The sequence below is a fragment of the Thermomonas haemolytica genome (genome assembly GCF_004346265.1).
Classification (GTDB): domain Bacteria; phylum Pseudomonadota; class Gammaproteobacteria; order Xanthomonadales; family Xanthomonadaceae; genus Thermomonas; species Thermomonas haemolytica.
Genome location: NZ_SMAP01000011.1, coordinates 21,878 through 46,770, shown reverse-complemented (window position 1 = coordinate 46,770; position 24,893 = coordinate 21,878). Strand labels below are relative to the sequence as shown.

Genomic DNA, 24,893 nt, shown 5'->3' with positions numbered 1-24,893 from the left:
TGCTGACGGCGGAGACGATGACGCCGGACACGCTGCTGCCCGCGCGCACGCTGGGGTACGGGTATGACCGGCAGGGGCAGGTGGTGGTGGAGACCATCGCCTGTGCCGCGGGCTACAACCTGCGCTGGCTGCTGCGCTGGATCGCGCTTTTTTGTGCCTGGCTATCGGCGATATTGGCGGTGCGCTCCATGTCATCGCGAGCCCTGTATCCGGCCATTGCGATCTGAAAATCAATTCTTCAGAGACGACTTCCTAGGCGAAGTGCTGGTAGCCCGGCGCGAGGTCGTCGAGGCCGGCGCAGTGGACGCCGCTGCCGGCAACGATGCGGCCGATCCGCGTCAGCGGCAGTTCCAGCCGCGCGCCCAGCGCCTGCACTGCCTCGCGCTGCGCGGCCGCGGCGGTGAAGCACAGCTCGTAGTCGTCGCCGCCGGTGGCCTGCAATACGCGCCGCGCATCGGCCGCAAACGCGCCGCGCAGTGCGTCGCTGGCCGGCAGCGTATCGGCCTCGAGTTCGGCACCGACGCCGCTGGCCCGGCAGATGTGGGCAAGATCGGCCAGCAGGCCGTCGCTGATGTCGATGCAGGCCGATGCAATCCCGCGCAGGGCCAGCCCCAGCGCCACCCGCGGCGTGGGGCGGTCCAGCCGCGCACGCAACGGCGGCGCGATCGCCGTGCCCGCCTGCCACTGCGCCAGCGCGCCGGCGGCATCGCCCAGGGTGCCGCTGACCCAGACCTCATCGCCAACGCGCGCGCCGTCGCGGCGCAGGGCCGCGCCCGCCGGTACGAACCCGTGCGCAGCGATGGACACGGACAGCGGGCCGCGGGTGGTATCGCCGCCGACCAGCGCCACGTCGTGCTGCGCAGCGAGGGCGAGGAAGCCATCGCAGAAGCCATCCACGAAGGCGGCGTCGGCATGCGGCAACGTCAATGAGAGCGTGCACCAGGCCGGCTGCGCGCCCATCGCGGCAAGGTCGGAAAGATTGACCGCCAGCGCCTTCCAGCCGATGTCGGCAGGCGCCGTTTCTGGGGGGAAATGCACCCCCGCGTTGAGGGTGTCCATCGTCACCGCCAGCTGAATGCCCGGAGGCGGCGCGAGCAGCGCGCAGTCGTCGCCGATCCCCAGGGCCACGTCGTCGCGCGCGGCGATGCGCCGGCGGATGCGCGCGATCAGGTCGAATTCACCCTCGGACATGCGGCTTCCGGCACGGCCCGCGCGGGGCGGATTACTTCTTCGCTTCCACGCCGCGCAGCATCGCGGCGGCCTTGTCCAGCACGCCGTTGACGTAGGTGTGGCCGTGCTCGGAGCCGAAGCGCTTGGTGGAGTCGATGGCCTCGTTGATCACCACCCGGTACGGCACGTCCGGACGGTGCATGAGCTCGTAGGCGGCGATCCGCAGCGCGGCGCGCTCGATCGGGTCCACCTCGGCGATGCCGCGGTCCAGGTGCCCGGCCAGCGCCGCGTCCAGCGCATCGACGTGGCGCAGCACGCCGCGCACCAGATCCTCGAAGTATTCGAGGTCGGCCACTTCGTGCGCCTGCTCGTGCGCGAACTGGGCCAGCAGGCTGCGCTCGTCGGCGCGGTTGATCTGCCAGGCGTAGATCGCCTGCAGTGCACGCCGGCGCGAACGCGAGCGGGCCACGGGGTCGATGCCGTCGGGACGGCGGCGATGGTGTTCGTTCATACCAGCTCCTGGAGCTTGCGGCGGAGGTCGGCCATCTCGATCGCCACCAGCGCCGCCTCCTCGCCCTTGTTGCCGTGGCTGCCGCCGGCGCGGGCCAGGGCATCCTCGAAGCGTTCCACCGCCAGCACGCCATTCAGCACCGGCACCCCGGTATCCAGCGCCACCCGCATCAGGCCCTCGGAGGCGCCGTCGGCCACCTGCGCGTAGTGACGGGTATCGCCGCGCACCACGCAACCCAGGGCGACGATCGCCGCATGGCGGCCGGCCAGCGCCAGCGCGCGCGCGGCCACCGGCAGCTCCCACGCGCCCGGCACCCGCACCACGTCGATCCCGGCCTCGGGCACGCCGTTGGCGAGGAAGGTGGCGCGCGCGGACTCCACCAGCGCATCCACGATGCGCGGGTTCCAGCGGCTGGCAAGGATCGCGAAGCGCGCACCCGGATGGATGCGCAGGTCGCCTTCGAGGTGCGGCATCGGCGTGGACAGGCAATGGGGCCGTGCAGTTTACCGCGCCGGCAGGGCCGCGTACTCCACCACCTCCAGCCCGTAGCCGGCCAACCCGACCTGGCGCCGCGGCGTGCCCAGCACCCGCAGCCGGTGCAGGCCGAGGTCGGCCAGGATCTGCGAACCGGCGCCGGTGCGCCGCCACTGCGCCAGCGCGCCGGCCTTCGAGGGCGGCGGGGCCGGCTGCTCGCGGATGCGCGCCAGCACCGCCTCGGCATCCGGGGCCTCGCCCAGCAGCACCAGCACCCCGCGTCCTTCGCCGGCGATCATCGCCAGCACGTCGCCCACCAGCGGGCCGAAATCGGCGCGCCGCCAGTGCAGCGCGTCCGCCAGCGGATTCTGCGCCTGCACCCGCACCAGCACCGGGGCGTCCCCGGCAACGTCCCCGCGCACCAGCGCGAAATGCAGGCCGCGGGTGAGACGGTCTCGGTAGGTGTGCAAGGTGAACGCACCGTGGTCGGTCTCGATCGGGCGGCTGTCGATGCGCTCCACCGTGTGCTCGGTTTCCAGCCGGTACCGGATCAGGTCCTCGATCGACCCGATCTTCAGCCCGTGCGTGCGCGCGAACACCTCCAGCTCGGGCCGGCGCGCCATGCTGCCGTCGGGATTGAGGATCTCCACCAGCACCCCGGCCGGCTCGAAGCCCGCCAGCCGGGCGAGATCCGAGGCCGCTTCGGTATGCCCGGCGCGGGTCAGCACGCCGCCGGGCTGCGCGGTGAGCGGGAAGATGTGGCCGGGCTGGCTGAGGTCGGAGGGCTTGGCGTCCGGGCGCACCGCGGTACGGATGGTGTGCGCGCGGTCGTAGGCGGAAATGCCGGTGGTGACGCCCTCGGCGGCCTCGATCGAAACCGTGAAATTGGTGTGGTGCGGCGAGGTGTTGTCGCGCACCATCGGGTTCAGGCCCAGCTGCGCGCAGCGCTCGCGGGTCAGCGACAGGCACACCAGCCCGCGCGCGTGGGTCACCATGAAGTTGATGTCGGATGGTTTGACCAGCTCGGCGACCATGATCAGGTCGCCCTCGTTCTCGCGGTCCTCGTCGTCGACCACCACCACCATGCGCCCGGCGCGCAGTTCGTCCAGCAGTTCCGGGATGCTCGCAAAGCTCATGCCCAACCCTCCGTCTGCCGCAGGCGTTCCAGGTAGCGCGCCAGCAGATCGACCTCGATGTTCACCGCATCGCCCACGCGCAGCGCGTGGAAGGCGGTGTGCGCCACCGTGTGCGGGATCAGCGCGACCTCGAAGCCGGCCTCGTCCACGGCGTTCACGGTCAGGCTGACGCCGTCCACGCACACCGAGCCCTTGTGCGCGATGTAGCGCAGCAGCCCGCGCGGTGCGGAAAAGCGCCAGCGCACAGCGCGCGCGTCCTCCCAGCAGGCCTCGGCCTGCCCTAGCCCGTCCACGTGGCCGCTGACCAGGTGCCCGCCGAGACGGTCGGACGGCCGCAGCGCGCGCTCCAGGTTCAGCGGCGCGCCGAGCGGCAGCTGGCCCAGCGTGGTCAGCGCCAGCGTCTCGCGCGAGGCATCCACCGCGAAGCTGTCCACATCGAACGCCACCACCGTCAGGCAGCAGCCGTTGACCGCGATGCTCTCGCCCAGCCGCACGTCATCGAAGGGCAGCGTGCCGGCTTCGATAATCAAGCGCGCATCGCCCCCCCGCGGCTCGCGCGCCCGCAGCGCACCGACGCCCTCGATCAATCCTGTGAACATGTCCGCAAGTCTCCCGCATGGCACGGGAAACGCCGGCAAGGCGCGCGCAGACGCGCGGCGGTTGGCCGCGCGGGTGCGTCTTCTTCCTTCCGGACTGTGACCGTCGGCCCCGGCATGCGACCGGGTCTGCTGACCTTCCCGCCAGCCCGGCCGGGAAGCGCTCGCGGGCTCGCGCGGGCCGCCCCTCGCCGAGGGAACGCCGCGCCTACCGCCGGTGGGGACTTCCACCCCGCCCTGAAGACGTTTCGTGAATGATGTGGTGCCGGCGAACCGGCGCGGGCAAGTCTAGCACCGCGCGGCGGCCGGCCCGAGTCCGCAGGGCCGGTGGAACACAGGGTTGCGCGGGCGCCGCCGCCGGCTCAGGCGGCCGCCGCGGCTGCGCGCGCCAGCGGCCGCAGGCGCAGGCGGAGGTCCTCGCCGAGCAGGGTGCAGTCGACCGGCTGCAGCTGGAAGCGCTGCGCCATGTGCGCGATCGACAGGCCGGCGAACAGCGGGCGGGCGGTGTCGCCGAGCAGGACCGGGGCGATGTAGAGCAGCACCTCGTCCACCAGGCCGGCGGCGAGGAAGGCGCCGGCGAGGGTGGCACCGGCTTCCACCTGCACCTCGTTGATGCCGCGCGCGGCGAGCAGGCGCAGCACGGCATCGAGGTCGAAGCGGGTGCCATGGACCGGCGCGGGCGCATGCTCGATCGCCAGCCCGTGCGGGAGCTTGGCATCCGGCGCATGCAGGTAGAGGGTGGGCGCGCTGCCCTCGCGCACGTGGCCGCGCGCGAGGGTGGCCAGGCCGGCATCCAGCACCACCCGCAGCGGCGGCACGAAGGCACTGCCGTCGTCCAGGCGCACGGTGAGGTGGGGGTCGTCCGCGAGCACGGTGCCGGCGCCGGTCAGCAGCGCGCCGCTGCGCGCGCGCCAGCGCTGCACGTCGCGGCGCGAGGCCTCGCCGCTGATCCATTTCGATTCGCCGTTGGCCAGCGCGGTGCGGCCGTCCAGGCTCATCGCCAGCTTCACCCGCAGCCACGGGCGGCCGCGTTCGACGCGCGACAGGAAGCCGCGGTTGAGTTCGCGCGCCTGCGCTTCCAGCAGGCCGTGTTCCACCACGATCCCGGCCGCGCGCAGGCGCTCGAACCCGGCGCCGTCCACCTGCGGGAACGGGTCGCGCATCGCCGCCACCACCCGCGCCACCCCGGCCTCCACCAGCGCGTCCGCGCACGGCGGCGTGCTGCCGTGGTGGGCGCAGGGCTCGAGGGTGACGTAGGCGGTGGCCCCGCGCGCGGCCGCGCCGGCCTCGCGCAGTGCGAACACCTCGGCGTGCGGGCCGCCCTGGCGCTGGTGCCAGCCCTCGCCCACCACCGCGCCGTCGCGCGCGATCACGCAGCCGACCATCGGGTTCGGGCGGGTGGTGTAGGCGCCACGCTCGGCCAGGCGCAGGGCGCGCGCCATCAACGCATGGTCGGCGGCGGAAAAGCTCATCGCCGGCGCGGCCGTTCGGGGCCGCGTGCGGCCGCGGCGGGCTCGCCGTCCAGCAGCGGCAGCTGGCCTTCGCCGGGCACCTCGCGCTCCAGCCGGTCCAGCTCCTCGCGGAAATCGGCCACGTCCTCGAAGCTGCGGTACACCGAGGCAAAGCGCACGTAACCGACGTGGTCGAGCTTGCGCAGCTGTTCCATCACGAATTCGCCGACCCGGCGCGAGGGCAGCTCGCGCTCGCCGCTCATGCGCACCGCGTGCACCACCGCGCGCACCGCCGCCTCCACCTGCTCGTCCGACACCGGGCGCTTCTGCAGCGCGCGGTCGAAGCCGGCGCGCAGCTTGCGCGCGTCGAACGCCTCGCGGCGGTCGTCGCTCTTGATGATCGCCGGCAGCTTCAGCTCGATGGTCTCGAGGGTGGAGAAGCGCTCGCCGCAGGCCTCGCAGCCGCGGCGGCGGCGGATGGTGGCGCCGTCCTCGCTGACCCGCGAGTCAAGGACGCGGGTATCGGCATGCTGGCAGAACGGGCAGTGCATCGGCCGCGGTCACTCCTGGCTGCCGCCACCGCTGCCGGAATCGCCGCCGCTGCCGCCGCCGGAATCACCGCCACCGCGCCGGACCGGGCGGAACGAGATCGGCACCGCGAGCACGCTGGTGACCGGCTTGCCGTCGATCGTGGCCGGCTCGAAGCTGGCGTTGCGCAGGACGCGCTTGGCAGCGATCGTAAACGCGTTGTCGGAGATGCACACCGCCTCCGACGCCAGCGGCTTGCCGTCGGCACCGACCAGCACCGCCACCACCACCGTGGCCGGCTTGCCTTCCAGCCCGCGCGGCGGGATCACCTTGGCGCTGCTGACGACCTTCGGCGGGGTGTGCGAGGCAGTCATCTCCGGCGCGGCCGGCCAGGCATCGCCGAACACCTGGGCCATGGTCTTGCCCTCGAACGGCTGCAGGTCGCCGCGGCGGCAGGTGACCGGCAGGTCGCGCGCGCCGGGGGTGCTGTAATCGGTATTGCTGCTCCAGCGCGGCGCGGGCGACTGCGACTGCGCGGCGGCGGCGACCGCGGCAAGCCCGGCGGTGGCAGCGGCAAGCAGGAAGCGGAACTTGGGCATGGCGATGTCCTTGCGGGAATGGATCAACGATAGACCGGGAACTGCCGGCACTGCTGCTCGACCTTGGCGCGCACGCCGGCGATCACGCCCTCGTCCTCGGGGGCGTCGAGCACGTCGCAGATCCATCCGGCCAGCGCCTCGCAGTCGGCTTCCTTGTAGCCACGCGTGGTCACGGCGGGCGTGCCGATGCGCAGGCCGGAGGTGACGAAGGGCTTGCGCGGGTCGTTCGGCACCGAGTTCTTGTTGACGGTGATGTGCGCCTTGCCCAGTGCCTCCTCGGCCTGCTTGCCGGACACGTCCTTGCCGATCATGTCCACCAGCATCAGGTGGTTCCGGGTGCCGCCGGAGACGATCTTGTAGCCGCGGGAAATGATGACCTTGGCCATCGCCTGCGCGTTCTTCACCACCTGCTGCTGGTAGTCCTTGAACGCCGGCTCCAGCGCCTCCTTGAACGCCACCGCCTTGGCCGCGATCACGTGCATCAGCGGGCCGCCCTGGATGCCGGGGAAGACGATGGACTGCAGCTTCTTCTCCAGTTCTTCCGCCTGCTCGCCCATGCCGGCGCGGCTGGCGACGATGATCCCGCCGCGCGGGCCGCGCAGGGTCTTGTGGGTGGTCGAGGTCACCACGTGGGCGTGCGGCAGCGGGCTGGGGTACACGCCGGCGGCGACGAGGCCGGCCACGTGCGCCATGTCCACGAACAGGTACGCGCCCACCTTGTCGGCGATGGCGCGGAAGCGCGCCCAGTCCACCACCTGCGAGTAGGCGGAGAAGCCGGCCACGACCATCTTCGGCCTGTGCTCCAGCGCGAGGCGCTCGACCTCGTCGTAGTCGATCAGGCCGGCATCGTTGACGCCGTATTGCACCGCGTTGAACAGCTTGCCGGAGGCATTCACCTTGGCGCCGTGGGTCAGGTGCCCGCCGTGCGCCAGCGACATGCCGAGGATGGTGTCGCCGGGTTGCAGCAACGCAAAGTACACCGCCTGGTTGGCCTGCGAGCCGGAATGCGGCTGCACGTTCGCATAGTCGGCACCGAACAGCTGCTTGCAGCGGTCGATGGCCAGCTGCTCGGCGATGTCCACGTATTCGCAGCCGCCGTAGTAGCGCTTGCCGGGATAGCCTTCCGCGTATTTGTTGGTGAGCTGGCTGCCCTGCGCTTCCATCACCCTGGGGCTTGCGTAGTTCTCCGAGGCGATCAGCTCGACGTGGTCTTCCTGACGCCGGTTTTCCGCGGCGATCGCCTGGGCGAGCTCGGGGTCGAAAGCGGCAAGCGTGTCGGCACGGGAGAACATTCGGGCGGCTCCGGGGAAGGCGTGGGGAATTCGCCGATTGTAGCCCGCAGGAAGGCCGCGAGCGCCCCGCCGCGGTAGCGCCCGCGGGCCAGCAGCAGCGCCAGCCGACGTTGTAGCAGCGGCTGCAGGAACGGCACCAGCAGCGCGCGCAGGCGGCCGTCCGCCAGCGCCGCGCGCACCGCTACTTCCGGCAATAGGGCGATGCCCAGCCCGGCCACCACCGCCTGCTTGATCGCCTCGGTCTGCGCCAGCTCCAGCTGCCGGCGCGGCGGCGGCAGCCGCTCCAGCAAACGCTCGGTCAAGGCGCGGGTGGCCGAGCCGGCCTCGCGCACCACCCAATCGACATCGATGAAATCGGACGCGGAAAGCCGCCGACGCGCGGCCAGCGGGTGCGTGGCCGGCGCCACCAGCCGCAGCGCATCCTCGCGCCAGGGCACCGCCTCCAGCTCCGGATGCAGCACCGGGCCCTCCACGCAGGCCACGTCCAGCGCGTGTTCGGCCAGCGCGCGCGCGATCGCCGTGGTGTTCCCCACCTGCAATCGCACCGTCACCTGCGGATGCGCGCGCACGAAATCGCCCAGCAGTTCCTCCACCCGGTAATTGCCGACGGTATTGCTGGCGCCGATGCGCAGCTCGCCGGACAGCACGCCGTCGCTGGCGGTGGCGGCGCGCACGAACGCGGCCTGGCGTTCCAGCAGGTCCTGCGCCAGCGGCAGCAGGGCGCGCCCGCGTGGGTTCAGGTGCAGGCGGCCGCGCACGCGGTCGAACAACGGCGCGCCCAGCAGTCGCTCCAATTCGGCCAGTGCCATGCTCGCCGCCGGCTGGGTGAGATGCAGCTGCGCCGCGGCCTGGCGCAGGCTGCCGGCAGCGGCAGCGCGCACGAACACTTCCAACTGGCGCGGGGGGACGTGGTGCATCCGGCAATATTAAGTTCAGCTTATTGCATGGATCAAATGTTCAAAGTTTCAATGATGCAATGGCGGGCGCAGACTGGTGCCACCTTCCATCCGGCACCGCCGCCATGCCCCTCGCCGCCACCACGCCCCTGCGCCACGGCCGCCACGGCCGCCTGCTGCCCGGACTGGCACTCAGCCTCGGGCTGGCGGCGCTGGCGTTCACGCTTGGCCGCGCGCTGCCGCTGGTCGGCGGCGCGGTGCTGGGGATCGTGCTCGGGCTGCTGGTGCGCAACCTCATGCCGCTGCCGGCGAGTGCCGCGCCCGGGGTGCGCTTCAGCAGCAAAGTCCTGCTGCAAGCGGCGGTGATCCTGCTCGGGTTCGGGCTGGACCTGCACCAGGTGCTGCAGACCGGGCTGTCCTCGCTGGCGGTGACCCTGGCGACGCTGAGCGTTGCCTTCCTGACCGCCTGGGCGCTGGCGCGGCTGCTGAAGGTGCACCACGTGCTGGGCACCCTGATCGGGGTCGGCACCGCGATCTGCGGCGGCTCGGCGATCGCCGCGGTGGCGCCGATCCTGCGCCCGGACGAACACGACACCGCGCTGGCGATGTCCACCATCTTCCTGTTCAACCTGCTGGCGGTGCTGCTGTTCCCGCCGCTGGGCCACCTGCTGGGGCTGAGCGACGCCGGCTTCGGGCTGTGGGCGGGCACCGCGATCAACGACACCTCCTCGGTGGTGGCCGCCGGCTACCACTACAGCCATGCCGCCGGCGACATCGCCACCGTGGTCAAGCTGGCGCGCGCCACCCTGATCATCCCGATCTGCCTGGCCCTGGCCGGCTGGCAGCTGTGGCGCGCGCGCGGCCGCGACGACGGCCGTCCCGACCTGGGCGGGATCGTGCCGTGGTTCATCCTCGGCTTCCTCGCCGCCTCCGCGCTGCGTAGCGCGGGGCTGGTGCCGGCCACGCTGCTGGGGCCGCTGCACCTGGCCGCGGAGTTCCTGATCGTGCTGGCGCTGACCGCGATCGGGCTGTCCGCCGACCTGCGGCGGATGGCCGCCACCGGCGCACGCCCGCTGCTGCTGGGGCTGGGCACCTGGTTCGCGGTGGCCACCAGCAGCCTGCTGGTGCAGGCGCTGCTGCGTCAGGCCTGAAAGGCCCCCTGCCCTGCGGGCATCCCGGCCCGTGCCGGTCCGCCCAAAAGCGAAGGCGCCCGCAGGCGCCTTCGCGTTCAAGCCGGAGGAAGCGGCTCAATGGTGCAGGATGATGTCCGCAATGATGCCGGTTGCCGCCGCCACCAGCAGGAAGTCGCCGGCATCGCTGCGCCGCCAGTAATAGCCACGCGGCGGCGGGGCCAGGCGGTAGTAGCGCCAGTCATCCACTACGTAGGTCGGGCCGTAGCCGGGGCCGTAGTAGCGTACCCCGCGCTCCCAGCGCGGCGGGGGCACCGGGCGATACACCACGCGCGGGGGCACCGGGCGATACACCACTTCACGATCGTGGATCACCTTCACCTTCTTGGGCGGGCCACGGTGCCAACCGCGGTCGTCGTGGCGCTCCCAGCGCTCGTCGCGGCGATCATCTCGATCGTGGCCATGACCGTGGCCATCGTAGGCGGCGGCAGGCCCGGACAGCAGGGCCAGCAGCAGCGGGGCAGATGCCAGGGCAAACAAGCTGCGCTTCATCGTCGTTTTCCTTCGTCGGGTGGGCCTGGGGCCGATCATGCCGGCGCCGGCTGAACCTGCACTGGCTTTTACCACGGCAACGCCCCCGGCGACAGGCGCGGTTCACCCGCCACTGGCCGCGGTCGCTTCGGGGTGGCAGGTATAATTCGCGCATCCCAATCCCCGCCGCCGCCCGCGCCCTGCGCGCAGGCGCGGGCGCGCTCACGGAGCTTCCCGCATGTCCTCGCAATACATCTACACCATGAACCGGGTGTCCAAGGTGGTCCCGCCCAAGCGGCAGATCATCAAGGACATCTCGCTGTCGTTCTTCCCGGGCGCGAAGATCGGCCTGCTGGGCCTGAACGGCGCCGGCAAGTCCACCGTGCTCAAGATCATGGCCGGGGTGGACACCGACTTCGAGGGCGAGGCCCGGCCGCAACCCGGGATCAAGGTCGGCTACCTGGCGCAGGAGCCGGAGCTGAACCCCGAGCACACCGTGCGCCAGGCGGTGGAGGAAGGCGTGGGCGAGGTGCTGCAGGCGCAGGCCGAGTTGGAGCGCGTGTATGCCGCCTACGCCGAGGACGGCGCCGACTTCGACGCGCTGGCCAAGGAGCAGGAGCGGCTGGAGGCGATCCTCGCCTCGGGCGATGCGCATACCCTGGAGCAGCAGCTGGAAGTGGCCGCCGACGCGCTGCGCCTGCCGCCGTGGGACGCCATCGTCGGCCAGCTCTCGGGCGGCGAGAAGCGCCGGGTGGCACTGTGCCGGCTGCTGCTGTCCAAGCCCGACATGCTGCTGCTGGACGAACCCACCAACCACCTCGACGCCGAGTCGGTGGAATGGCTGGAGCAGTTCCTGCACCGCTATACCGGCACCGTGGTCGCGGTGACCCACGACCGCTACTTCCTCGACAACGCCGCCGAGTGGATCCTCGAGCTCGACCGCGGCCGCGGCATCCCGTGGAAGGGCAACTACACCGAATGGCTGGTGCAGAAGGAAGAGCGCCTGAAGCAGGAGGAAAACCAGGAGAAGGCGCGCCAGAAGGCGATCCAGAAGGAACTGGAATGGGCCCGCCAGAACGCCAAGGGCGGGCGCAGCAAGGGCAAGGCGCGCCTGGCGCGGCTGGACGAGCTGCAGTCGATCGAATACCAGAAGCGCAACGAGACCAACGAGATCTTCATCCCGCCGGGCGAGCGCCTGGGCAACAACGTGATCGAGTTCCGCAACGTCTCCAAGCGCTTCGGCGACCGCCTGCTGATCGACGACCTGTCCTTCATCGTGCCGCCGGGCGCGATCGTCGGCATCATCGGCCCCAACGGCGCCGGCAAGTCCACCCTGTTCAAGATGATCACCGGGCAGGAGAAGCCGGATTCCGGCGAGATCCTCATCGGCCCCACCGTAAACCTGGCCTACGTGGACCAGAGCCGCGGCGCGCTGAACCCGAACAACACGGTGTTCCAGGAAGTCTCCGGCGGGCTGGACATCCTCAACATCAACGGCATCGAGATCCAGTCGCGCGCCTACATCGGCCGCTTCAACTTCAAGGGCCAGGACCAGCAGAAGCTGGTCGGCTCGCTGTCCGGCGGCGAGCGCGGCCGCCTGCACATGGCCAAGACCCTGCTGCAGGGCGGCAACGTGCTGCTGCTCGACGAGCCCTCCAACGACCTCGACATCGAGACCCTGCGCGCGCTCGAAGACGCGCTGCTGGAGTTCCCCGGCAACACCTTCGTGATCAGCCACGACCGCTGGTTCCTGGACCGCATCGCCACCCACATCCTCGCTTTCGAAGGCGACTCGCATGTGGAGTTCTTCCAGGGCAACTACCGCGAGTACGAGGAAGACAAGAAGCGCCGCCTCGGCGACGACGCCGGCCCGCGCCGGCTGCGCTTCAAGGCGCTGAAGTGACACCGGGGCGCCCGCGGCCACGCGGGCGCCCGTGCCGCAGGAGGAGACATGGGCTTCATCGACAAACTGCGCGCCCGCTGGCGTGACGCCGACACCCTGCTCTGCGTCGGCCTCGACCCCGACCTGGCGCGGCTGCCCGAGCGTTTCCTCGCCGGCGATGCGCTGGACGAGGGCGAGGCGTTGTTCGGGTTCTGCCGCGACATCGCCGACGCCACCGCCGAGTTCGCCTGCGCGTTCAAGCCGCAGATCGCCTACTTCGCCGCCCACAACGGCGGCGAGGCCGCGCTGCAGCGGCTGATCGCGCACATCAACGCCGCCCATCCGCAGGTGCCGGTGATCCTCGACGCCAAGCGCGGCGACATCGGCAGCACCGCGCAGCAGTACGCCTGCGAGGCATTCGAGCGCTACGGCGCCGACGCGGTGACCCTGAACCCGTACATGGGCCGCGACTCCGCGCAGCCGTTCCTGCAGTACAACGACCGCGGCTGCATCTTCCTCTGCCACACCTCCAACCCCGGCGCGCGCGACTTCCAGGAACTGCCGGTGGACGGCGAGCCGCTGTACCGGCGCATCGCGCGCACCATCGCCGGCGACTGGAACGCCGACGGCAACTGCGCGCTGGTGGTGGGCGCCACCTACCCGCGCGAACTGGCGGAGATCCGCGCGATCGTCGGCGACATGCCGCTGCTGATCCCCGGCGTGGGCGCGCAGGGCGGCGACGTCGAGGCCGTGGTGCGCAACGGCAAGACCGCCGACGGCAGCGGGCTGATGATCAATTCCTCGCGCGGGATCCTGTACGCCGCCTCCGGCGAGGGCTATGCCGAGGCCGCCGCGCAGGCCGCGCGCGAGCTGCGCGATACAATCAACCGCTGGCGCTGACCGGCGCCGCCACTGGAACCCCCATGTCCAGCCAACCGCACGTCCCCGACGGCAGCAAGTACATCAGCCCGCAGGGCACCCGCGCGATCAAGAGCGGGATCAAGCCGAATGCCAACAGCAGCATCCCCGACGTGGACCGCAAGCCGCCGTGGCTGCGGATCAAGCTGCCCAGCGGCGCCGCCTACGAGTCGGTGCACGACATCGTGCGCACCCACAAACTCAACACCGTGTGCGCCGAATCGCGCTGCCCGAACATCGCCGAATGCTGGAGCAACGGCACCGCCACCCTGATGGTGATGGGCGCGGTGTGCACCCGCGCCTGCAAGTTCTGCGCGGTGGCCACCGGCAACCCGCGCGGCTGGCTGGACCCCGAGGAACCCGCGCACGTGGCCGACGCGGTGGCGCTGATGGGCCTGAAGTACGTGGTGCTGACTTCGGTCGATCGCGATGACCTGCCCGACGGCGGGGCCGGCCACTACGCCGCCTGCATCCGCGCCATCCACGCGCGCTGCCCGGACACCGCGGTGGAGGCGCTGACGCCAGATTTCTCCGGCGTCGAGGCGCACGTGGCCACCGTGCTGGACGCGGGGCTGGCGGTATTCGCGCAGAATCTCGAAACGGTGGAACGGCTCACCCACGCGGTGCGCGACCCGCGCGCAGGCTACCGGCAGACCCTGGACGTGCTGGCCTTCGCCAAGCGCCACGCACCCGCCACCCTCACCAAGACCAGCCTGATGCTGGGCCTGGGCGAGACCGATGCGGAGATCGAGCAGGCGCTGGACGACATGCGCGCGGCGAACGTGGACATCGTCACCCTGGGCCAGTACATGCGCCCCAGCAAGCACCACCTGCCGGTGCAGCGCTTCGTCACCCCCGAGGAGTTCCGCGGCTACCGCGAACTGGCGCTGGCCAAGGGCTTCCGCGAAGCCGTGGCCGGCGCGCTGGTGCGCTCCAGCTACCGCGCCGAACGCGTGCTCGAGGGCAACAACCTCGGCCTGTGACCGAGGCGCCACGCGGAGGTGAGGGCGAGGCCGTCAGGGCTTGGCCTTGCACTGCAGCGGCGCCATCCGCCCGATCTCCACGGTGAGGTCGTCGCCCTTGCCGCGGATGGTGGTGGTGCGGCTGGCATAGACGAAGCCGGAACCACTGGGCTCCTGCTGCAGCTCGGTGGTCTGCCCGCCGCGCACCAGCACCGCCACGCCCTGCGCCGGGAAGAACCGCACCGACAGGTCCGGCCCGTTGCTGCAGGTGAACGCCACCTCGCGGTCCTGCGGCGAACCGTCGTTGGTCACCGGCCTGTCCGCCGCCACCGGCGTCGCGGCGCAGCCCGCGACCAGCCCCGCCACCGCCAGCGCGGCCGCGTGGGCCGCCATCGTCCGCATGTCCATGGTGTCCTCCCGGGAAAATGGATTCGGGGAGTCCTGGCAGGCCTCCGGAATGCCGGCCCACCGCGCTCAGGCCTAGGCGGCCTGCAGCCGAAGCCTGCCGACGCCGGCCAGGTCCACGTGCTGGCGGGCGACCCAGAGATCGTACATGTCCTGCATGGCCAACCAACTCTCCGGGGAGCGGCCGATCGCCTTGGACAGGCGCAGGGCCATCTCCGGGGTCACCCGGCTGCTGCCGTTGAGGACCCGGCTCAGGGTGGAAGGTGCCACCCCCAGCTTCTCCGCGAGTTCGCGCCCGCTGATGCCGTTCGGCTCGAGGTAGACGCCAACGATGAATTCGCCGGGATGGGGAGGGTTGTGCATGCTCATCAGTGGTAATCCTCGTAATCCAGCACGTAGGCATTGCCGTCCCTGAACTCGAAGGTGATCCGCCAGTTGCCGCTGACGGTGATCGACCAGCGCCCCCGCATCGCCCCCTTCAGCGCGTGCAGGCGGAACCCCGGGATGTCCATGTCCTCGACGGTCCGGGCGGTATCCAGGGCCGCCAGCTGCAGCCTGAGCCGCCTGGCATGGCTGGCCTGCACGCCGGAGGCGACCCCGGTTTCGAACAATCGGCGCAGTCCCTTGTGCCGGAATGACTTGATCATGCCGTCACCCTAGCATGTTGCGCATCACGCAACAATCGTGCACGCAATGCGCCCAGGCGGCGCCCAGGGCTGAGCTATGGCCGCTCGTCGTACGTCGGGGCGTGTTCGGCGCCCTCCAGCCAGGCGGCGCGGTCGCGGTGGAAGATATGGGCGGTGACCGGGCCGGCGAATGCGCTGTCCAGCGTACCCGGGCGCAGGCGGATCACCTCCGGCGGGCCCGGGCGGTGGCTGAACAGCGGCGAGCCGCAGTGGCCGCAGAACTTGCGGAACACGCCCGGCGAGGATTCGTAGCTGGCCAGCCGCGCGTGCGGATCGCTGACGGTGAACGTGGCCGGCTCCACCGTCACCGCGGCCAGGAAGGCGGTGCCGTTCGCCTTGCGGCAGCGCGCGCAGTGGCAGAACACCAGCGGGCCGAGCGCGCCGTCCACGGTGTAGCGGATGGAACCGCAGAGACAGGAACCGGTGTGCATGGGCGCGGCGCTCGCAGGGGAAGGGGCCGCCATCCTACGCCGCCCCACCCGTGGCGGCGGCACCGGCCCGGCCGCGGCGCAGCAGCGCCAGCGGGAAATGCAGCCAAATTCCCAGTGCCACCGCCACGCGCTGCCAGCGCGGGCGGGTAGCGGCCTCGAAGCGGCGGAAATACCGCCAGAACCCGCGATGCTTGTGCCATTCCACGAACAGCCGGCGGCCGCGCGAGGACACCCCGCGCAGGTGCACGACCTGCACGTCGTTGGCGCAGGCCACCACGATGCCCGCCTCGCGCGCGCGCCGGCACAGGTCGAGGTCCTCCACGTGCAGGCGATAGCCGGGGTCGAACCCCCCCAGCCGCGCGAACGCCGCGCGCGGCAGCAGCATCAGCGCACCGGAGATCGCCGGCACCGGCTGCAGCGGCTGGGCGGGATCGGGCGCGATCGCCAGGCGCGCGCGGTGCGGGTGCAACAGCATCGCCGCAAATATGGGATCGCGCCGGCGCGCGGCCGGATCGCGGCGGCCCTCGGCATCCACCAGGTCCGCACCGACCAGCGCGCCGCCCGCGGCCTGCGCGTGCGCGCGCAGGCGGGCCAGGGCGTCGGGCGGGAGGAAGCAGTCGGGGTTGAGGAAGGCCAGCCACGGGGCATCGCAATCGGCCGCGCCCTGGTTGCAGGCCACCGCGAAACCGGGGTTGTCGGCATTGGCGATGAAGCGCACCCGCGCATCCGCCAGGGCGTGCCGCTGCACGATCGACAGGCTGCTGTCGGCGGAGCCGTTGTCCACCACCCGCACCTGCACCACGCCTTCCGCGGCGCGCACGCGCAGCAGGCACTCGTCGAGGGTTTCCTCGCTGTTGCAAGTGACGATGACCACCGCGATGCCGGGGCTCATGCACCGCCTGCGAACAAATCCGGTTGCGGCGGCGCTTGCTCCAGCCGCGCCAGCGCCGCGTGCAGCTGCGCGCGCAGGGCGTGCAGCGGGTCCTGCATCAGGAAGTGCGCGATGCTGGCATGCCAACCCGGCCAGCGCGCCGCGAGCAGGTCGCCATCGCCGGGATGCGGCTCGCCCTCGCGCTCGCGCAGCACGAACGCACCCGGGCACAGCACGCTGCGGCCACCGAGGCCGGCCAGGCGCAGCGACAGGTCGGCCAGCGCCGCCGGCCACGCGCGATAGCTCTCGCCATCCACGCCGCCGGCCGCGACCCGCGCACGCCCGCGCAGCAGCACCGCATGCGAGACCGCGGAGGGCAGCGTCGGGCACGCGCCGCCGGCCAGCTGCGCGCAGGCCTGCGCCAGCCGCGCCGGGGCCAGCGTGAGCGGGGTGATCTCGCCGATCCGCGGCCACGCCACCACTTCACCGGCATTGCACCAGGGGGTGGCGGTGGCGATTTCCGGATCGTCCGCCAGGCACTGCGCCAGCCGTTCCAGCCAGCCGGGCGTGGGGCGGGCATCGCTGGCCAGCACGACGACGTCTTCCTCGCCGCAGGCCGCGAGCGCCTGCGCCACGTGGGCCGCTTCGCCCAGCGGCGCGCTGCGGCGGGTATGCGCGGCCTGTAGCCGGGTCTGCGCCAGCCAGCGCTGGAGGATCGCCAGTCCGCGCGGGCCGGCCTGGGCATCGTCGGCCAGCCACACCCGGGTGCCTGGCGGGGTGGCGGTCTCGAGCGCCGCCAGGCAGCCATCCAGCGCCTCTTCGTCGGTGCCTACCGGCACCAGCACGATCGGCAGGGCGGCGCCTGCGCGGCTCATTTCTTCTTCGGCGCGTAAATCGGATCCAGCGCGCGGAAGCGGCGACCGTATTCGTCGGTCAGGTTGCGCGCCTCCAGCGGGTTGCGCACCACCGTCGGGGTGATCAGCACCACCAGTTCGTCGCGGGTCTTCTCGCTGCCCTGCTGGCCGAACAGGCTGCCCACGATCGGGATCCGGCTCAGCCCCGGCACCCCGGTGGAGCTGCGGTTGCTGCCGTCGCTGATCAGGCCGGCCAGCACGATGGTCTCGCCGCTGGGCGCCACCGCACTGGTGGTGACCTTGCTGGTGTCGATCCGCACGTTGCCGTTGGCGTCGGCGGTGCCGGTGGGCTTGCTCACTTCCTGCACGATGTCGAGGAACACCATGCCGTCGCGGGTGATGCGCGGGCGCACCTTGAGGATGATGCCGGTGTCGAGGTACTGCACCTGGCTGTAGGTGCCGGTGGTGCCGCCGGCCGGGTTGAAGCTGACCGAGGCCACCGGGATGCGCTGGCCGACGTTGAGCACCGCTTCCTTGTTGTTCTGGGTGAACACGCTGGGCGAGGACAGCGTGCGCACGTCGGTGACGTTGTCCAGCGCCTGGATGATGGCCGCCGCGCTGCTGCCGAGGAAGGTCCAGCTGAGCAGGTTGCCGCCGCCGTTCGCCATCGGGCCCAGGCTGCCGCTGTAGCTGCCGTAGCTGTTGCGGCCGGTCGGGTACGGCAGGCCCTGGCCGGCCAGCGCATTGTCGAAGTACCAGCTGACGCCGTATTGCAACGCGCCCTTCAGCGCCACGCTGACCACCTGCGCCTCGATCTGCACCTGCATCGGCATCACGTCGAGGCGCTCGATCACGTCGCGGATCGACTTCCACTGCGCCGGGCTGGCGCGCACCAGCAGCGAATTGGTGTCCTCCACCGCCGACACCCCGACCTCGGCGCCGCCCACCTTCAGGGTCACCCGGCCGTTGCCGGCCCGCGCCTGCGGCAGCGCCGCGCCCTGGCCGAGGCCGCCGGCCGACGCGCCCTGGGCGCCGGCATCGGCGTTCATCGCGTCCTGCGCGCGCGCATCGCCGCCGCCACTGCGCAGGTCGGTCGCCTGTACCCCGGGCATCAGCGCGCCGGCCTCGTCGCGCCCGCCGCCGCTGCCACCGAACACCTCGGCCAGGCGGTCGGCCAGATCGCGCGCCTTGATGTACTTCAGCTCGTAGGAGAACAGCTGGTTGTCGCCGCTGCCGCCCTCGATGCGGTCGATCCACTGGCGGATCTCGTCGAGGTAGCTGGCCTGCGGTGTGATCACCATCACCGCGTTGGTGGATTCCAGCGGCATGAAGCGGAACATCCCAGCCACCGGGGTCTTGCCCTGTTCGCCGAACACCCGCTCCAGGTCCTGCACCACGTCCACCGCGCGCCCGCTCTGCAGCGGGAACACGCCCACCGACATGCTCGCCATCCAGTCCACGTCGAACACCTGGATGGTGCGCAGGTAGTTCTCCAGCTCGGCGCGGCTGCCGGCGATCGTGATCAGGTTGCGCGCGCCGTCCACGCTGACGATCGCGCCCGGGCGCGCGTACGGCTTGAGGATCTTCTCCATCTCGGCGGCGGCGATGTAGCGCAGCGGCACCACCCGCGACTCGAAGCCGCGCGCCAGCGCCGGCGAGACGTTGCGCGGCACCGCGCCGCTCTGCAGCGCCTGGTCGGCCGGCACGATGTTGTAGCGGCCGTCGCTGTACACCATGCGCGCGCCGTTCTGCGCCAGCACCTGCTCCAGCAGGCTCAGCGCACCGGCGGCGCCCACCGGCTTCTGGGTGGCCACCGTCACCGTGCCCTGCACGCCCGGCGCGATGCTGTAGCTCTGGCCCAGCATGTCGCCCAGGATCGCCTTCACCACCGCCTGCAACGATTCGCCCTCGAAATTGAAACTGGCCTGGCCGCTGCTGAGGATGGCCGGCGGCGGCGCGCTCGCGGCCGCGCGGTTGATGACCTCGCCGCTGCCGCGCCGGATCACCGGCTGCGGGCCGGCGCTGCCGAGTTCCTGCATCACCTCGCTGCGCAGGTCCTGGGCCGCGGCGGCGCCCTGCGCGGCCTGCGCGCCGCGGTGCAGCTGCGGCTGCGGGACGCTGGCGCAGGCCGCCAGCAGCATGGCCGCCAGGGCCAGCAGGAACGGGCGTGCGGAGGGAAGCGACGGCGTGCGGTTCATGAGCCGGTTCATGGGCAGTGGGTCTTCTTCGTCATTTGCCGGGGCCGGACAGCGGCCGTGCGGGACCGGCGCTGGCATCGGCCGGGGTGGAAGGTTGTTGCTGCTGCAGCTGCGCGCGGCGCGCCTCGATGCGCCGGCGCAGGTCGTCGATCCGGCGCTGCTCGTCGCCGGGCTTGTCGGCGTCCGGCTCCGCCGCGGGCGCGGCCTCGACGCTGGCGGCCGGCGGCGGCGCGGGCGCGCCGAACACCCGCAGGTCGAGCGCCATCCGCCCGCCGGGGCCATCGAACAGCGCCCGCCGCGGCTGCACCTCGACCAGCCGCCAGCCGGCCGCGCCCTCGGGGGCAGCGCCTTCGCGCACGCGCTGGGCGGGGCCGCCGTTGCCGGGCTGCAGGATCGCCAGCCGCACCTGCGGGCTGATCAGCACGCCGGTCAGCACGTAGTCGAAGGCATTGCCGCTGCCGCCGTCGCCAGGGTCGGCGGTGGTCGCGACGAACGCGCGCGGGCGGCGGTCCTCGGTGAACAGCGGGCGCGTGGCCGCCTCGGCGTACTGCGCCAGCGGGCCGATGCGGTCCGGCGCGGGCGCGGCCGGTTGCGGCAAGGGCCCCGGCGGCACCGCGGCCGGCGTGGCCAGGCGCCCGCCCATGCCCAGCGCCGCGCCCAGCCACAGCAGCAGCGCCCAGGCGCAGGCGGCGGCCAGCAGCCAGGTCGTCAGGCCGGCGCGCCGGAAGCGCTGCAGCAGGCCCTGCTCAATCGCCATGCGCACCCCCCGCGGACGGCCGCAGGTAGCCGGACAGGTTGAAGCCGACATCCAGCCCGCCCTCCTGCGGCTGCGCGCTGCCGGGTACCGCGAAATAGCGCTGCGCGGTGATGTTCAGCGCATCCACGAACAGGTAGGGCCGCGCCGACTCCAGCGCGTGCAGCACCGCCAGGGTCTCGGCGTTGCCGCAGCGCAGGCGCACCTGCACGGTCACCCGCCGGTAGCGCCCGGGCTGGCTGGCGTCGTCCAGCGGCGTGCGGTTGACCAGCGCGCAGCCGCGCCCGCCCGGGCTGGCCTGGGCAACCACCGTTTCCAGCTGCTGCACCAGCGCCGCGGTCGCCAGCTCGGCGGTCGGCTCCAGCAGGAACTCCGGCTGGCCGCCGCCGCGCGCGTCCAGCGCCGCCAGCCGCTGCTCCACCTGTGGGCGCTGCTGCAACAGGCCGCGCAGGCGGACATCGCGCGCCTGCAGGTCGGCGATCCGCGCATCCACCGCCTGCAGCGGGGTGCCCAGCAGCGGCCACAGCAGCGCCAGCGCCAGCAGCAGCAGGCCCAGCAGCAAGGCCAGCGCCAGCCAGCGGTCGCGCTGCGCCGGCGACAGTCGCGCGCCCGGTGCGGCGCTCATGGCGCGCCTCCCGCCGGGGTGGCCGGCGCGGCGTCCGGCGGCACCTGCCGCCGCAGCTGCGCGACCAGGGTGAAGCGGTCCATTCGCGTGCGCGGATCCTGCTGCAACGCGCCGCTGAGCGCCGGCGCGCTCCATTGCGGCGCGCCTTCCAACTTGCCGACCAGCGCCGCGGCCTGGTTGGACAGGCCGATCAGGGTGAGCTGGTCGCCATCGATCGCGAGCTTCTCGAGATAGGTACCGTCCGGCAGCCGCTGCGCCAGCGCATCCATCACCTCCACCGCGGAGGGACGGCCGTTGCGCTGGGCGCGCAGCCAGGCGCCGCCTTCCACCGCGTCCAGCAGGTGCTGGCGCTGGGCGGCGACCGCATGCGCCTGCGCCTCGCGCCGGGCCATGTCGGCCTGCAGCGCGGCGGCGGCGGCGCGCCGGTTGTCGAGCAGCTGCGCCATGCCGAACAACAGCGCCAGCAGCGCCAGCCCGGCCAGCGCCAGGTTCCAGCCACGCCACGGATCGCGCGCACGCCGGCGCTGCGCGGGCGGCAGCAGGTTCACGCCCAGCGGCGTGCCGGCGGCGTCCACCAGGTCCAGCCCGGCCAGGCTGCCGGCCGCGCCGCCGAGCCGCGCGAGCGCCGCCTGGTAATCGCGGCGCGGCAGCACCACCAGCTCCACCTGCAGGCGGCCGTCGGGCTGCACCTGCAGCAGGCGGCCGTCGTGCAGGGCTTCGCCGGCGGCGAACGGGGTCTGGCGCTCGATCTCGAACGCCAGCACCTCGCGCAGGCGATCGCGCGCCGCCGCCGGCAGCAGCAGCGGACGCCGCAGGCCCAGCCGCGCCGGCAGCAGCAGCCAGCGCGGCCATTCGGCCACGTCCTCGCGCAGCAGTCGCGCCAGGGGATCAGATTCGCCGTCCAGCGGCAGCGGCAGCAGCGCCAGTTCGCGCACGCCGCCGGCAGTGGCCGCCTGCACCCGCACCCCGTCGCCGTCCACCTGCAGCAGCAGGCGATCGCCCCCGGCCAGGGCTTGGCGCAGGCGCGGCGGCAGCCAGGCCATCAGGCCCGCCCGCCACCATCCCAAGAAGCCGCGCCAGCCGTGCACCGAGCGCGTCCATGCGGACACCCGCGCCGCCTGTGCGCTCACGGCATTGCTCCTTCCGCCTGCCAGCGCAGCGGCGTGTACGTCGAACCCGGCAAACCACTTCCCCCCAAGCGAATGACCACCGCAAGCCCCGCGCTGCGTCCATCCGCGAGCCGGGCACGGCTGTCGATACTATACGTGCCGCTGCCTACCGGCGGCGGCGCATCCGGCGCCTGCGGCTCGGGCCGTGGCGGCAGCCCCAGCGCACGCCGCACCAGCGGATCGGCGAAACGCGCATCCGGCGTGCCCTGCCCGGAATACACGGTCAGGTGCGGCGCGGCGCGCGCATACAGCGCCGGGGTCATGCCCAGCACCTGCTGCAGTTCGGACACGTCCTCGAACGGCGCGTCCTTGGCGCCCCAGGCCAGCCCGGCGGCGGCGTAATCGGCGTCCTCGGCGCCGCCCATCGGCTGGGTCAGGCTGTCGGGGTCGCGGAAATCCACCACCGCACCGGCCAGTCGCGCGGCCGCTTCCGGCGCCTGGCCAAGGGCGAGGAAGAAATCGCGCAGCAGCTCGGGCGAAGCGGCGTTGAGGTCGATCTTGCCGGCTTCGTCGCGCACGCTCACCTGTATCTGCGCGCCGGCGAACGCGAACGCCTGCGGGCGGCCATCCACCGGCCAGCGCCGGGCCGGGTCCGGATCGAGCAGGCGGTACACCGCGTATTCGATGCCGGCGCGTGCCGCCTCGCGCGCCGCCAGCGTGCGTGCCCCCCCGTTGCCCTGCAGCGATTCGATGCGCGCGCTCAGGGCGTAGCCGGCCACCAGGGTGGACAGCAGCAGCACGATCCACAGCACCAGCAGCAGCGCCGCGCCGGCGTGCGTCCGCCTCATGGCTGCGCCCCCCCGGCGACGGCGTTCGCCAGCGGCAGCGCCACCACCAGCTCCGGCCACTCGCCGCCGGCATCGGCGATCCGCACCCGCACCTGCAGCGGCAGCGCCTCCGGGGTCTCCCAGCGCGACTGCCAGGGCATCCAGCGCCCCTGCGCATCCAGCGTGCGGTAGCCCAGCTCGAACCGCCGCAGCCCCTGCGCCAGCGGCTCCGGCGCGCGCAGCGGCGGCCCCGCCTCGCCCGCCTGCAGCGGCCGGAACTCCACCATCAGCGCGTTGCCGCCGGCGGTCTCGCGCAGCGCCAGCTGGTGCACCTGCGGGCCACCGCGGCCGAGGTAGGCCGGCAGCTCGGCCACGAACCGCAGCGACTGCGGCCCGCCCTCGAAGCGCAGCGAACGCCCGCTGCGCGGATCCAGCGCGAACACCATCGGCAGCGCGCCGCCGATCCGGCTGCGCAGGAAACCGGAGACCGCGCGCACGTGCTCGTTGCGCGCGCTCACCAGCTCGCCGCGGGTCACCGTGGCCCCGGCCGCGCGCAGCACGCCGAAGGCCAGCGCCAGCGCCGCCGCCAGCAGCGTGGTGGCCAGCAGCACCTCCATCAGGGTGAAGCCGCGCGCGGTGTGCCTCATGGCGCGGCCCCGTCGCCGCCCGGCAGCGCCAGGCGCAGGCTGTCGATCCGCAGTCGCTGGCGCGGCCCGCCCTCGCCCCAGGCCACGTCCAGCCGCACCTGCAGCAGCCGCGCGGCGCGCGGATCGGCGTCCTCCACCGCGCGCTGGCGCGGGTCCTGCCAGGGCGTGACCTGCAGCTGCCAGCGGTAGCGGCCGCCTTCGAATTCGCCCTGCGCCCGCCCCGGCTGGCGCGGCAGCAGCGCGCGTTCGGCCAGCAGCGACTGCGCATGCAGCGCGGCGGTGCCGGCATCGCCGCCCTCGCGCAGCTGGCGGCTGGCACCGGACAGGGTGCCCAGCAGCAGGGTCAGGCCGAGCGCGAGGATGCCGAAGGCGACCAGGATCTCGATCAGGGTGAAGCCGGCCGCGGCGCGTTTCACGGCGCCTCCCCGATGCGGTGCAGGCGCACCTCGCCGGTCAGCCAGGCCACGTCCACGTCCCAGCCGCCGCCGGCCGCCGCCAGCCGCAGCTGGCCGCCGGTGGCCGCGCCGTCCGGGAAGAACCGCACGATGCCGCGCGCGGCCGCCTCCGGGCCGCCGCCGAGCTGGGCCGCGCTGGCGCCGTGGAAGCGCAGCTCGCCGACCTCCGGCAGCCGCCCGTGGCGGCCGTCCGGCGCCAGCCAGCGGCGGCTGCGCACATCCAGCACGAAGTCCTGCGGCTGCCCGCTGCTGATCGCCAGGGCGCGGGTGAAGCGCAGCTGCGCCGCCACGTCCTTCGCCGCCGCGCGCAGGCGCATGCCGGGCAGGCTGCCGCTGAACGCCGCCATCGCCAGCGCCATCGCCGCGGCGATCAGCACCAGCACCAGCAGCATCTCCAGCAGGGTGAACCCCGGCGCCGGCGCGCGTGCGTGCATCGCTGGCCCGCCGCGCCGCTTATTCGTACTTGAGGTCGGCGTTGACGCTGTCGCCGCCCGGGCGGCCATCGGCGCCATCGCTGCTGAGGTCGAACGGACGCCCGCCGTCGCCCGGCACCTTGTAATGCAGCGGGTGCATCCAGGCATCGTTGAGGTCGGCCGACTTGGCGTACGGGCCAAGCCAGCCGGACACCCCGGCCGGCGCGGCCACCAGCGCGTCCAGGGTCGGCGGCAGGTGGCCGGTGTCCATCTGGTACTGCTGGATCTTCTCGGCCACGGTCTGCAGCTGGGCCTGGGTGAGCTTGACCTTGGCGCGGTCGCCGCCACCGAGGATGCGCGAGGCCGCGAACGCCACGATCCCGCCGATCAGCACCACCACCACGATGATCTCGATCAGCGAGAAGCCGCGCTGGGCCGATTTCGGGGACAGGCGCGGCGCGCGCGGTTGCAGGCGGGAGGACGGACGAAGCTGGGACATGGCAGGGTTCCGCGAAAAATGGAAGGGACGGGCGTTCAGGACA

The 24,893-nt window shown here is 72.6% G+C and carries 31 protein-coding genes and 1 riboswitch; of the genes, 5 read left to right on the top strand and 26 right to left on the bottom strand.

The features are described 5' to 3' along the window. The coding region (locus EDC34_RS11510; RefSeq protein WP_207899937.1) for a hypothetical protein at positions 1-227 on the top strand (227 nt) is incomplete at its 5' end. 25 nt (positions 228-252) lie between these two features. Here EDC34_RS11510 and thiL read toward each other — a convergent pair. The 10 genes from thiL to EDC34_RS11460 all read right to left on the bottom strand — a co-directional run bounded on the left by thiL (position 253) and on the right by EDC34_RS11460 (position 8,674). Beyond that, on the bottom strand, positions 253-1,191 hold the full coding sequence (gene thiL, locus EDC34_RS11505; protein WP_114960972.1) for a thiamine-phosphate kinase: 939 nt from the start codon (positions 1,189-1,191) through the stop codon (positions 253-255). A gap of 31 nt (positions 1,192-1,222) precedes the next feature. Next, complete coding sequence (nusB, locus tag EDC34_RS11500) at positions 1,223-1,681, bottom strand: transcription antitermination factor NusB (protein WP_114960973.1); 459 nt, start codon at positions 1,679-1,681, stop codon at positions 1,223-1,225. Then, a complete protein-coding gene (ribH, locus tag EDC34_RS11495) occupies positions 1,678-2,154 on the bottom strand; it encodes a 6,7-dimethyl-8-ribityllumazine synthase (protein ID WP_114960974.1) in 477 nt (158 codons plus the stop codon). Before ribH ends, nusB begins: the two co-directional genes overlap by 4 nt. Positions 2,155-2,184: 30 nt before the next feature. Next, positions 2,185-3,291, bottom strand: coding sequence for a 3,4-dihydroxy-2-butanone-4-phosphate synthase (gene ribB, locus EDC34_RS11490; RefSeq protein WP_114960975.1), 1,107 nt, complete (start codon positions 3,289-3,291; stop codon positions 2,185-2,187). After that, the gene (locus EDC34_RS11485) at positions 3,288-3,890 is read right to left on the bottom strand and encodes a riboflavin synthase (RefSeq protein WP_114960976.1); all 603 of its coding nucleotides are present in this window, start codon (positions 3,888-3,890) and stop codon (positions 3,288-3,290) included. The genes ribB and EDC34_RS11485 overlap by 4 nt, the downstream gene beginning before the upstream one ends. Positions 3,891-3,963: 73 nt before the next feature. Continuing rightward, positions 3,964-4,136: riboswitch (FMN riboswitch) on the bottom strand. Positions 4,137-4,249: 113 nt separating this feature from the next. Then, positions 4,250-5,359 carry a bifunctional diaminohydroxyphosphoribosylaminopyrimidine deaminase/5-amino-6-(5-phosphoribosylamino)uracil reductase RibD gene (gene ribD / locus EDC34_RS11480; RefSeq protein ID WP_114960977.1) on the bottom strand — a complete coding sequence of 370 codons (1,110 nt, stop codon included), beginning with the start codon at positions 5,357-5,359 and terminating at the stop codon, positions 4,250-4,252. Continuing rightward, entirely contained in the window at positions 5,356-5,889 is a 534-nt protein-coding gene (nrdR, locus tag EDC34_RS11475; RefSeq protein ID WP_114960978.1) for a transcriptional regulator NrdR, read from the bottom strand. Before nrdR ends, ribD begins: the two co-directional genes overlap by 4 nt. Before the next feature lie 9 nt (positions 5,890-5,898). Continuing rightward, a complete protein-coding gene (locus tag EDC34_RS11470) occupies positions 5,899-6,465 on the bottom strand; it encodes an energy transducer TonB (protein ID WP_162797722.1) in 567 nt (188 codons plus the stop codon). Positions 6,466-6,488: 23 nt separating this feature from the next. After that, complete coding sequence (glyA, locus tag EDC34_RS11465; RefSeq protein ID WP_114960980.1) at positions 6,489-7,757, bottom strand: serine hydroxymethyltransferase; 1,269 nt, start codon at positions 7,755-7,757, stop codon at positions 6,489-6,491. Beyond that, positions 7,661-8,674 carry a LysR family transcriptional regulator gene (locus EDC34_RS11460; RefSeq protein WP_114960981.1) on the bottom strand — a complete coding sequence of 338 codons (1,014 nt, stop codon included), beginning with the start codon at positions 8,672-8,674 and terminating at the stop codon, positions 7,661-7,663. The genes glyA and EDC34_RS11460 overlap by 97 nt, the downstream gene beginning before the upstream one ends. Before the next feature lie 104 nt (positions 8,675-8,778). Here EDC34_RS11460 and EDC34_RS11455 point away from each other — a divergent pair, with 104 nt between their 5' ends. After that, positions 8,779-9,804: a YeiH family protein gene (locus EDC34_RS11455; protein ID WP_114960982.1), complete on the top strand. Its 1,026-nt coding sequence runs from the start codon at positions 8,779-8,781 to the stop codon at positions 9,802-9,804. 96 nt (positions 9,805-9,900) lie between these two features. On the opposite strand, the gene EDC34_RS11450 is transcribed toward EDC34_RS11455, so the two are convergent. Further along, entirely contained in the window at positions 9,901-10,335 is a 435-nt protein-coding gene (locus EDC34_RS11450; RefSeq protein ID WP_114960983.1) for an RcnB family protein, read from the bottom strand. 217 nt (positions 10,336-10,552) lie between these two features. Here EDC34_RS11450 and ettA point away from each other — a divergent pair, with 217 nt between their 5' ends. Genes ettA through lipA form a run of 3 tightly spaced genes read left to right on the top strand, consistent with a single transcriptional unit; the run spans position 10,553 to position 14,097 of the window. Further along, complete coding sequence (gene ettA, locus EDC34_RS11445) at positions 10,553-12,217, top strand: energy-dependent translational throttle protein EttA (protein WP_114960984.1); 1,665 nt, start codon at positions 10,553-10,555, stop codon at positions 12,215-12,217. Positions 12,218-12,265: 48 nt separating this feature from the next. After that, complete coding sequence (gene pyrF / locus EDC34_RS11440) at positions 12,266-13,096, top strand: orotidine-5'-phosphate decarboxylase (protein WP_114960985.1); 831 nt, start codon at positions 12,266-12,268, stop codon at positions 13,094-13,096. Between the two features lie 23 nt (positions 13,097-13,119). After that, a complete protein-coding gene (gene lipA, locus EDC34_RS11435) occupies positions 13,120-14,097 on the top strand; it encodes a lipoyl synthase (protein ID WP_114960986.1) in 978 nt (325 codons plus the stop codon). A 33-nt stretch (positions 14,098-14,130) separates the two neighbouring features. Here the strand turns inward: lipA and EDC34_RS11430 are convergent, their stop codons facing one another. The 15 genes from EDC34_RS11430 to EDC34_RS11360 form a co-directional block, all read right to left on the bottom strand. Further along, on the bottom strand, positions 14,131-14,484 hold the full coding sequence (locus tag EDC34_RS11430; RefSeq protein WP_205388083.1) for an MliC family protein: 354 nt from the start codon (positions 14,482-14,484) through the stop codon (positions 14,131-14,133). A 72-nt stretch (positions 14,485-14,556) separates the two neighbouring features. After that, entirely contained in the window at positions 14,557-14,850 is a 294-nt protein-coding gene (locus EDC34_RS11425) for a HigA family addiction module antitoxin (RefSeq protein ID WP_114960987.1), read from the bottom strand. Further along, positions 14,850-15,128 carry a type II toxin-antitoxin system RelE/ParE family toxin gene (locus EDC34_RS11420; RefSeq protein ID WP_114960988.1) on the bottom strand — a complete coding sequence of 93 codons (279 nt, stop codon included), beginning with the start codon at positions 15,126-15,128 and terminating at the stop codon, positions 14,850-14,852. Before EDC34_RS11420 ends, EDC34_RS11425 begins: the two co-directional genes overlap by 1 nt. A gap of 74 nt (positions 15,129-15,202) precedes the next feature. Then, a complete protein-coding gene (locus EDC34_RS11415) occupies positions 15,203-15,598 on the bottom strand; it encodes a GFA family protein (RefSeq protein WP_162797723.1) in 396 nt (131 codons plus the stop codon). A gap of 34 nt (positions 15,599-15,632) precedes the next feature. Then, positions 15,633-16,490, bottom strand: a complete 858-nt coding sequence (locus EDC34_RS11410; protein WP_114960990.1) for a glycosyltransferase family 2 protein — start codon at positions 16,488-16,490, stop codon at positions 15,633-15,635. Then, positions 16,487-17,344 carry a glycosyltransferase family 2 protein gene (locus EDC34_RS11405; protein WP_114960991.1) on the bottom strand — a complete coding sequence of 286 codons (858 nt, stop codon included), beginning with the start codon at positions 17,342-17,344 and terminating at the stop codon, positions 16,487-16,489. The genes EDC34_RS11410 and EDC34_RS11405 overlap by 4 nt, the downstream gene beginning before the upstream one ends. Then, positions 17,341-19,533 (bottom strand): type II secretion system secretin GspD, encoded by a 2,193-nt coding sequence (gene gspD / locus EDC34_RS11400; RefSeq protein ID WP_240311133.1) that lies wholly within the window; start codon positions 19,531-19,533, stop codon positions 17,341-17,343. The genes EDC34_RS11405 and gspD overlap by 4 nt, the downstream gene beginning before the upstream one ends. Before the next feature lie 19 nt (positions 19,534-19,552). Beyond that, a complete protein-coding gene (locus EDC34_RS11395) occupies positions 19,553-20,278 on the bottom strand; it encodes a hypothetical protein (RefSeq protein ID WP_132982891.1) in 726 nt (241 codons plus the stop codon). Then, positions 20,268-20,900, bottom strand: a complete 633-nt coding sequence (gspM, locus tag EDC34_RS11390; RefSeq protein WP_114960993.1) for a type II secretion system protein GspM — start codon at positions 20,898-20,900, stop codon at positions 20,268-20,270. Before gspM ends, EDC34_RS11395 begins: the two co-directional genes overlap by 11 nt. Continuing rightward, the gene (locus EDC34_RS11385; RefSeq protein WP_114960994.1) at positions 20,897-22,030 is read right to left on the bottom strand and encodes a PilN domain-containing protein; all 1,134 of its coding nucleotides are present in this window, start codon (positions 22,028-22,030) and stop codon (positions 20,897-20,899) included. The genes gspM and EDC34_RS11385 overlap by 4 nt, the downstream gene beginning before the upstream one ends. Beyond that, positions 22,027-22,857, bottom strand: a complete 831-nt coding sequence (locus tag EDC34_RS11380; RefSeq protein WP_114960995.1) for a type II secretion system minor pseudopilin — start codon at positions 22,855-22,857, stop codon at positions 22,027-22,029. Before EDC34_RS11380 ends, EDC34_RS11385 begins: the two co-directional genes overlap by 4 nt. Next, positions 22,854-23,483, bottom strand: coding sequence for a prepilin-type N-terminal cleavage/methylation domain-containing protein (locus tag EDC34_RS11375; protein ID WP_114960996.1), 630 nt, complete (start codon positions 23,481-23,483; stop codon positions 22,854-22,856). The genes EDC34_RS11380 and EDC34_RS11375 overlap by 4 nt, the downstream gene beginning before the upstream one ends. Next, complete coding sequence (gene xpsI, locus EDC34_RS11370) at positions 23,480-23,899, bottom strand: type II secretion system protein XpsI (RefSeq protein ID WP_114960997.1); 420 nt, start codon at positions 23,897-23,899, stop codon at positions 23,480-23,482. Before xpsI ends, EDC34_RS11375 begins: the two co-directional genes overlap by 4 nt. Then, positions 23,896-24,372 (bottom strand): type II secretion system protein XpsH, encoded by a 477-nt coding sequence (gene xpsH, locus EDC34_RS11365; RefSeq protein WP_114960998.1) that lies wholly within the window; start codon positions 24,370-24,372, stop codon positions 23,896-23,898. Before xpsH ends, xpsI begins: the two co-directional genes overlap by 4 nt. Positions 24,373-24,391: 19 nt before the next feature. Then, positions 24,392-24,850 (bottom strand): type II secretion system protein GspG, encoded by a 459-nt coding sequence (locus EDC34_RS11360; protein WP_114960999.1) that lies wholly within the window; start codon positions 24,848-24,850, stop codon positions 24,392-24,394. Positions 24,851-24,893: the final 43 nt, after the last annotated feature.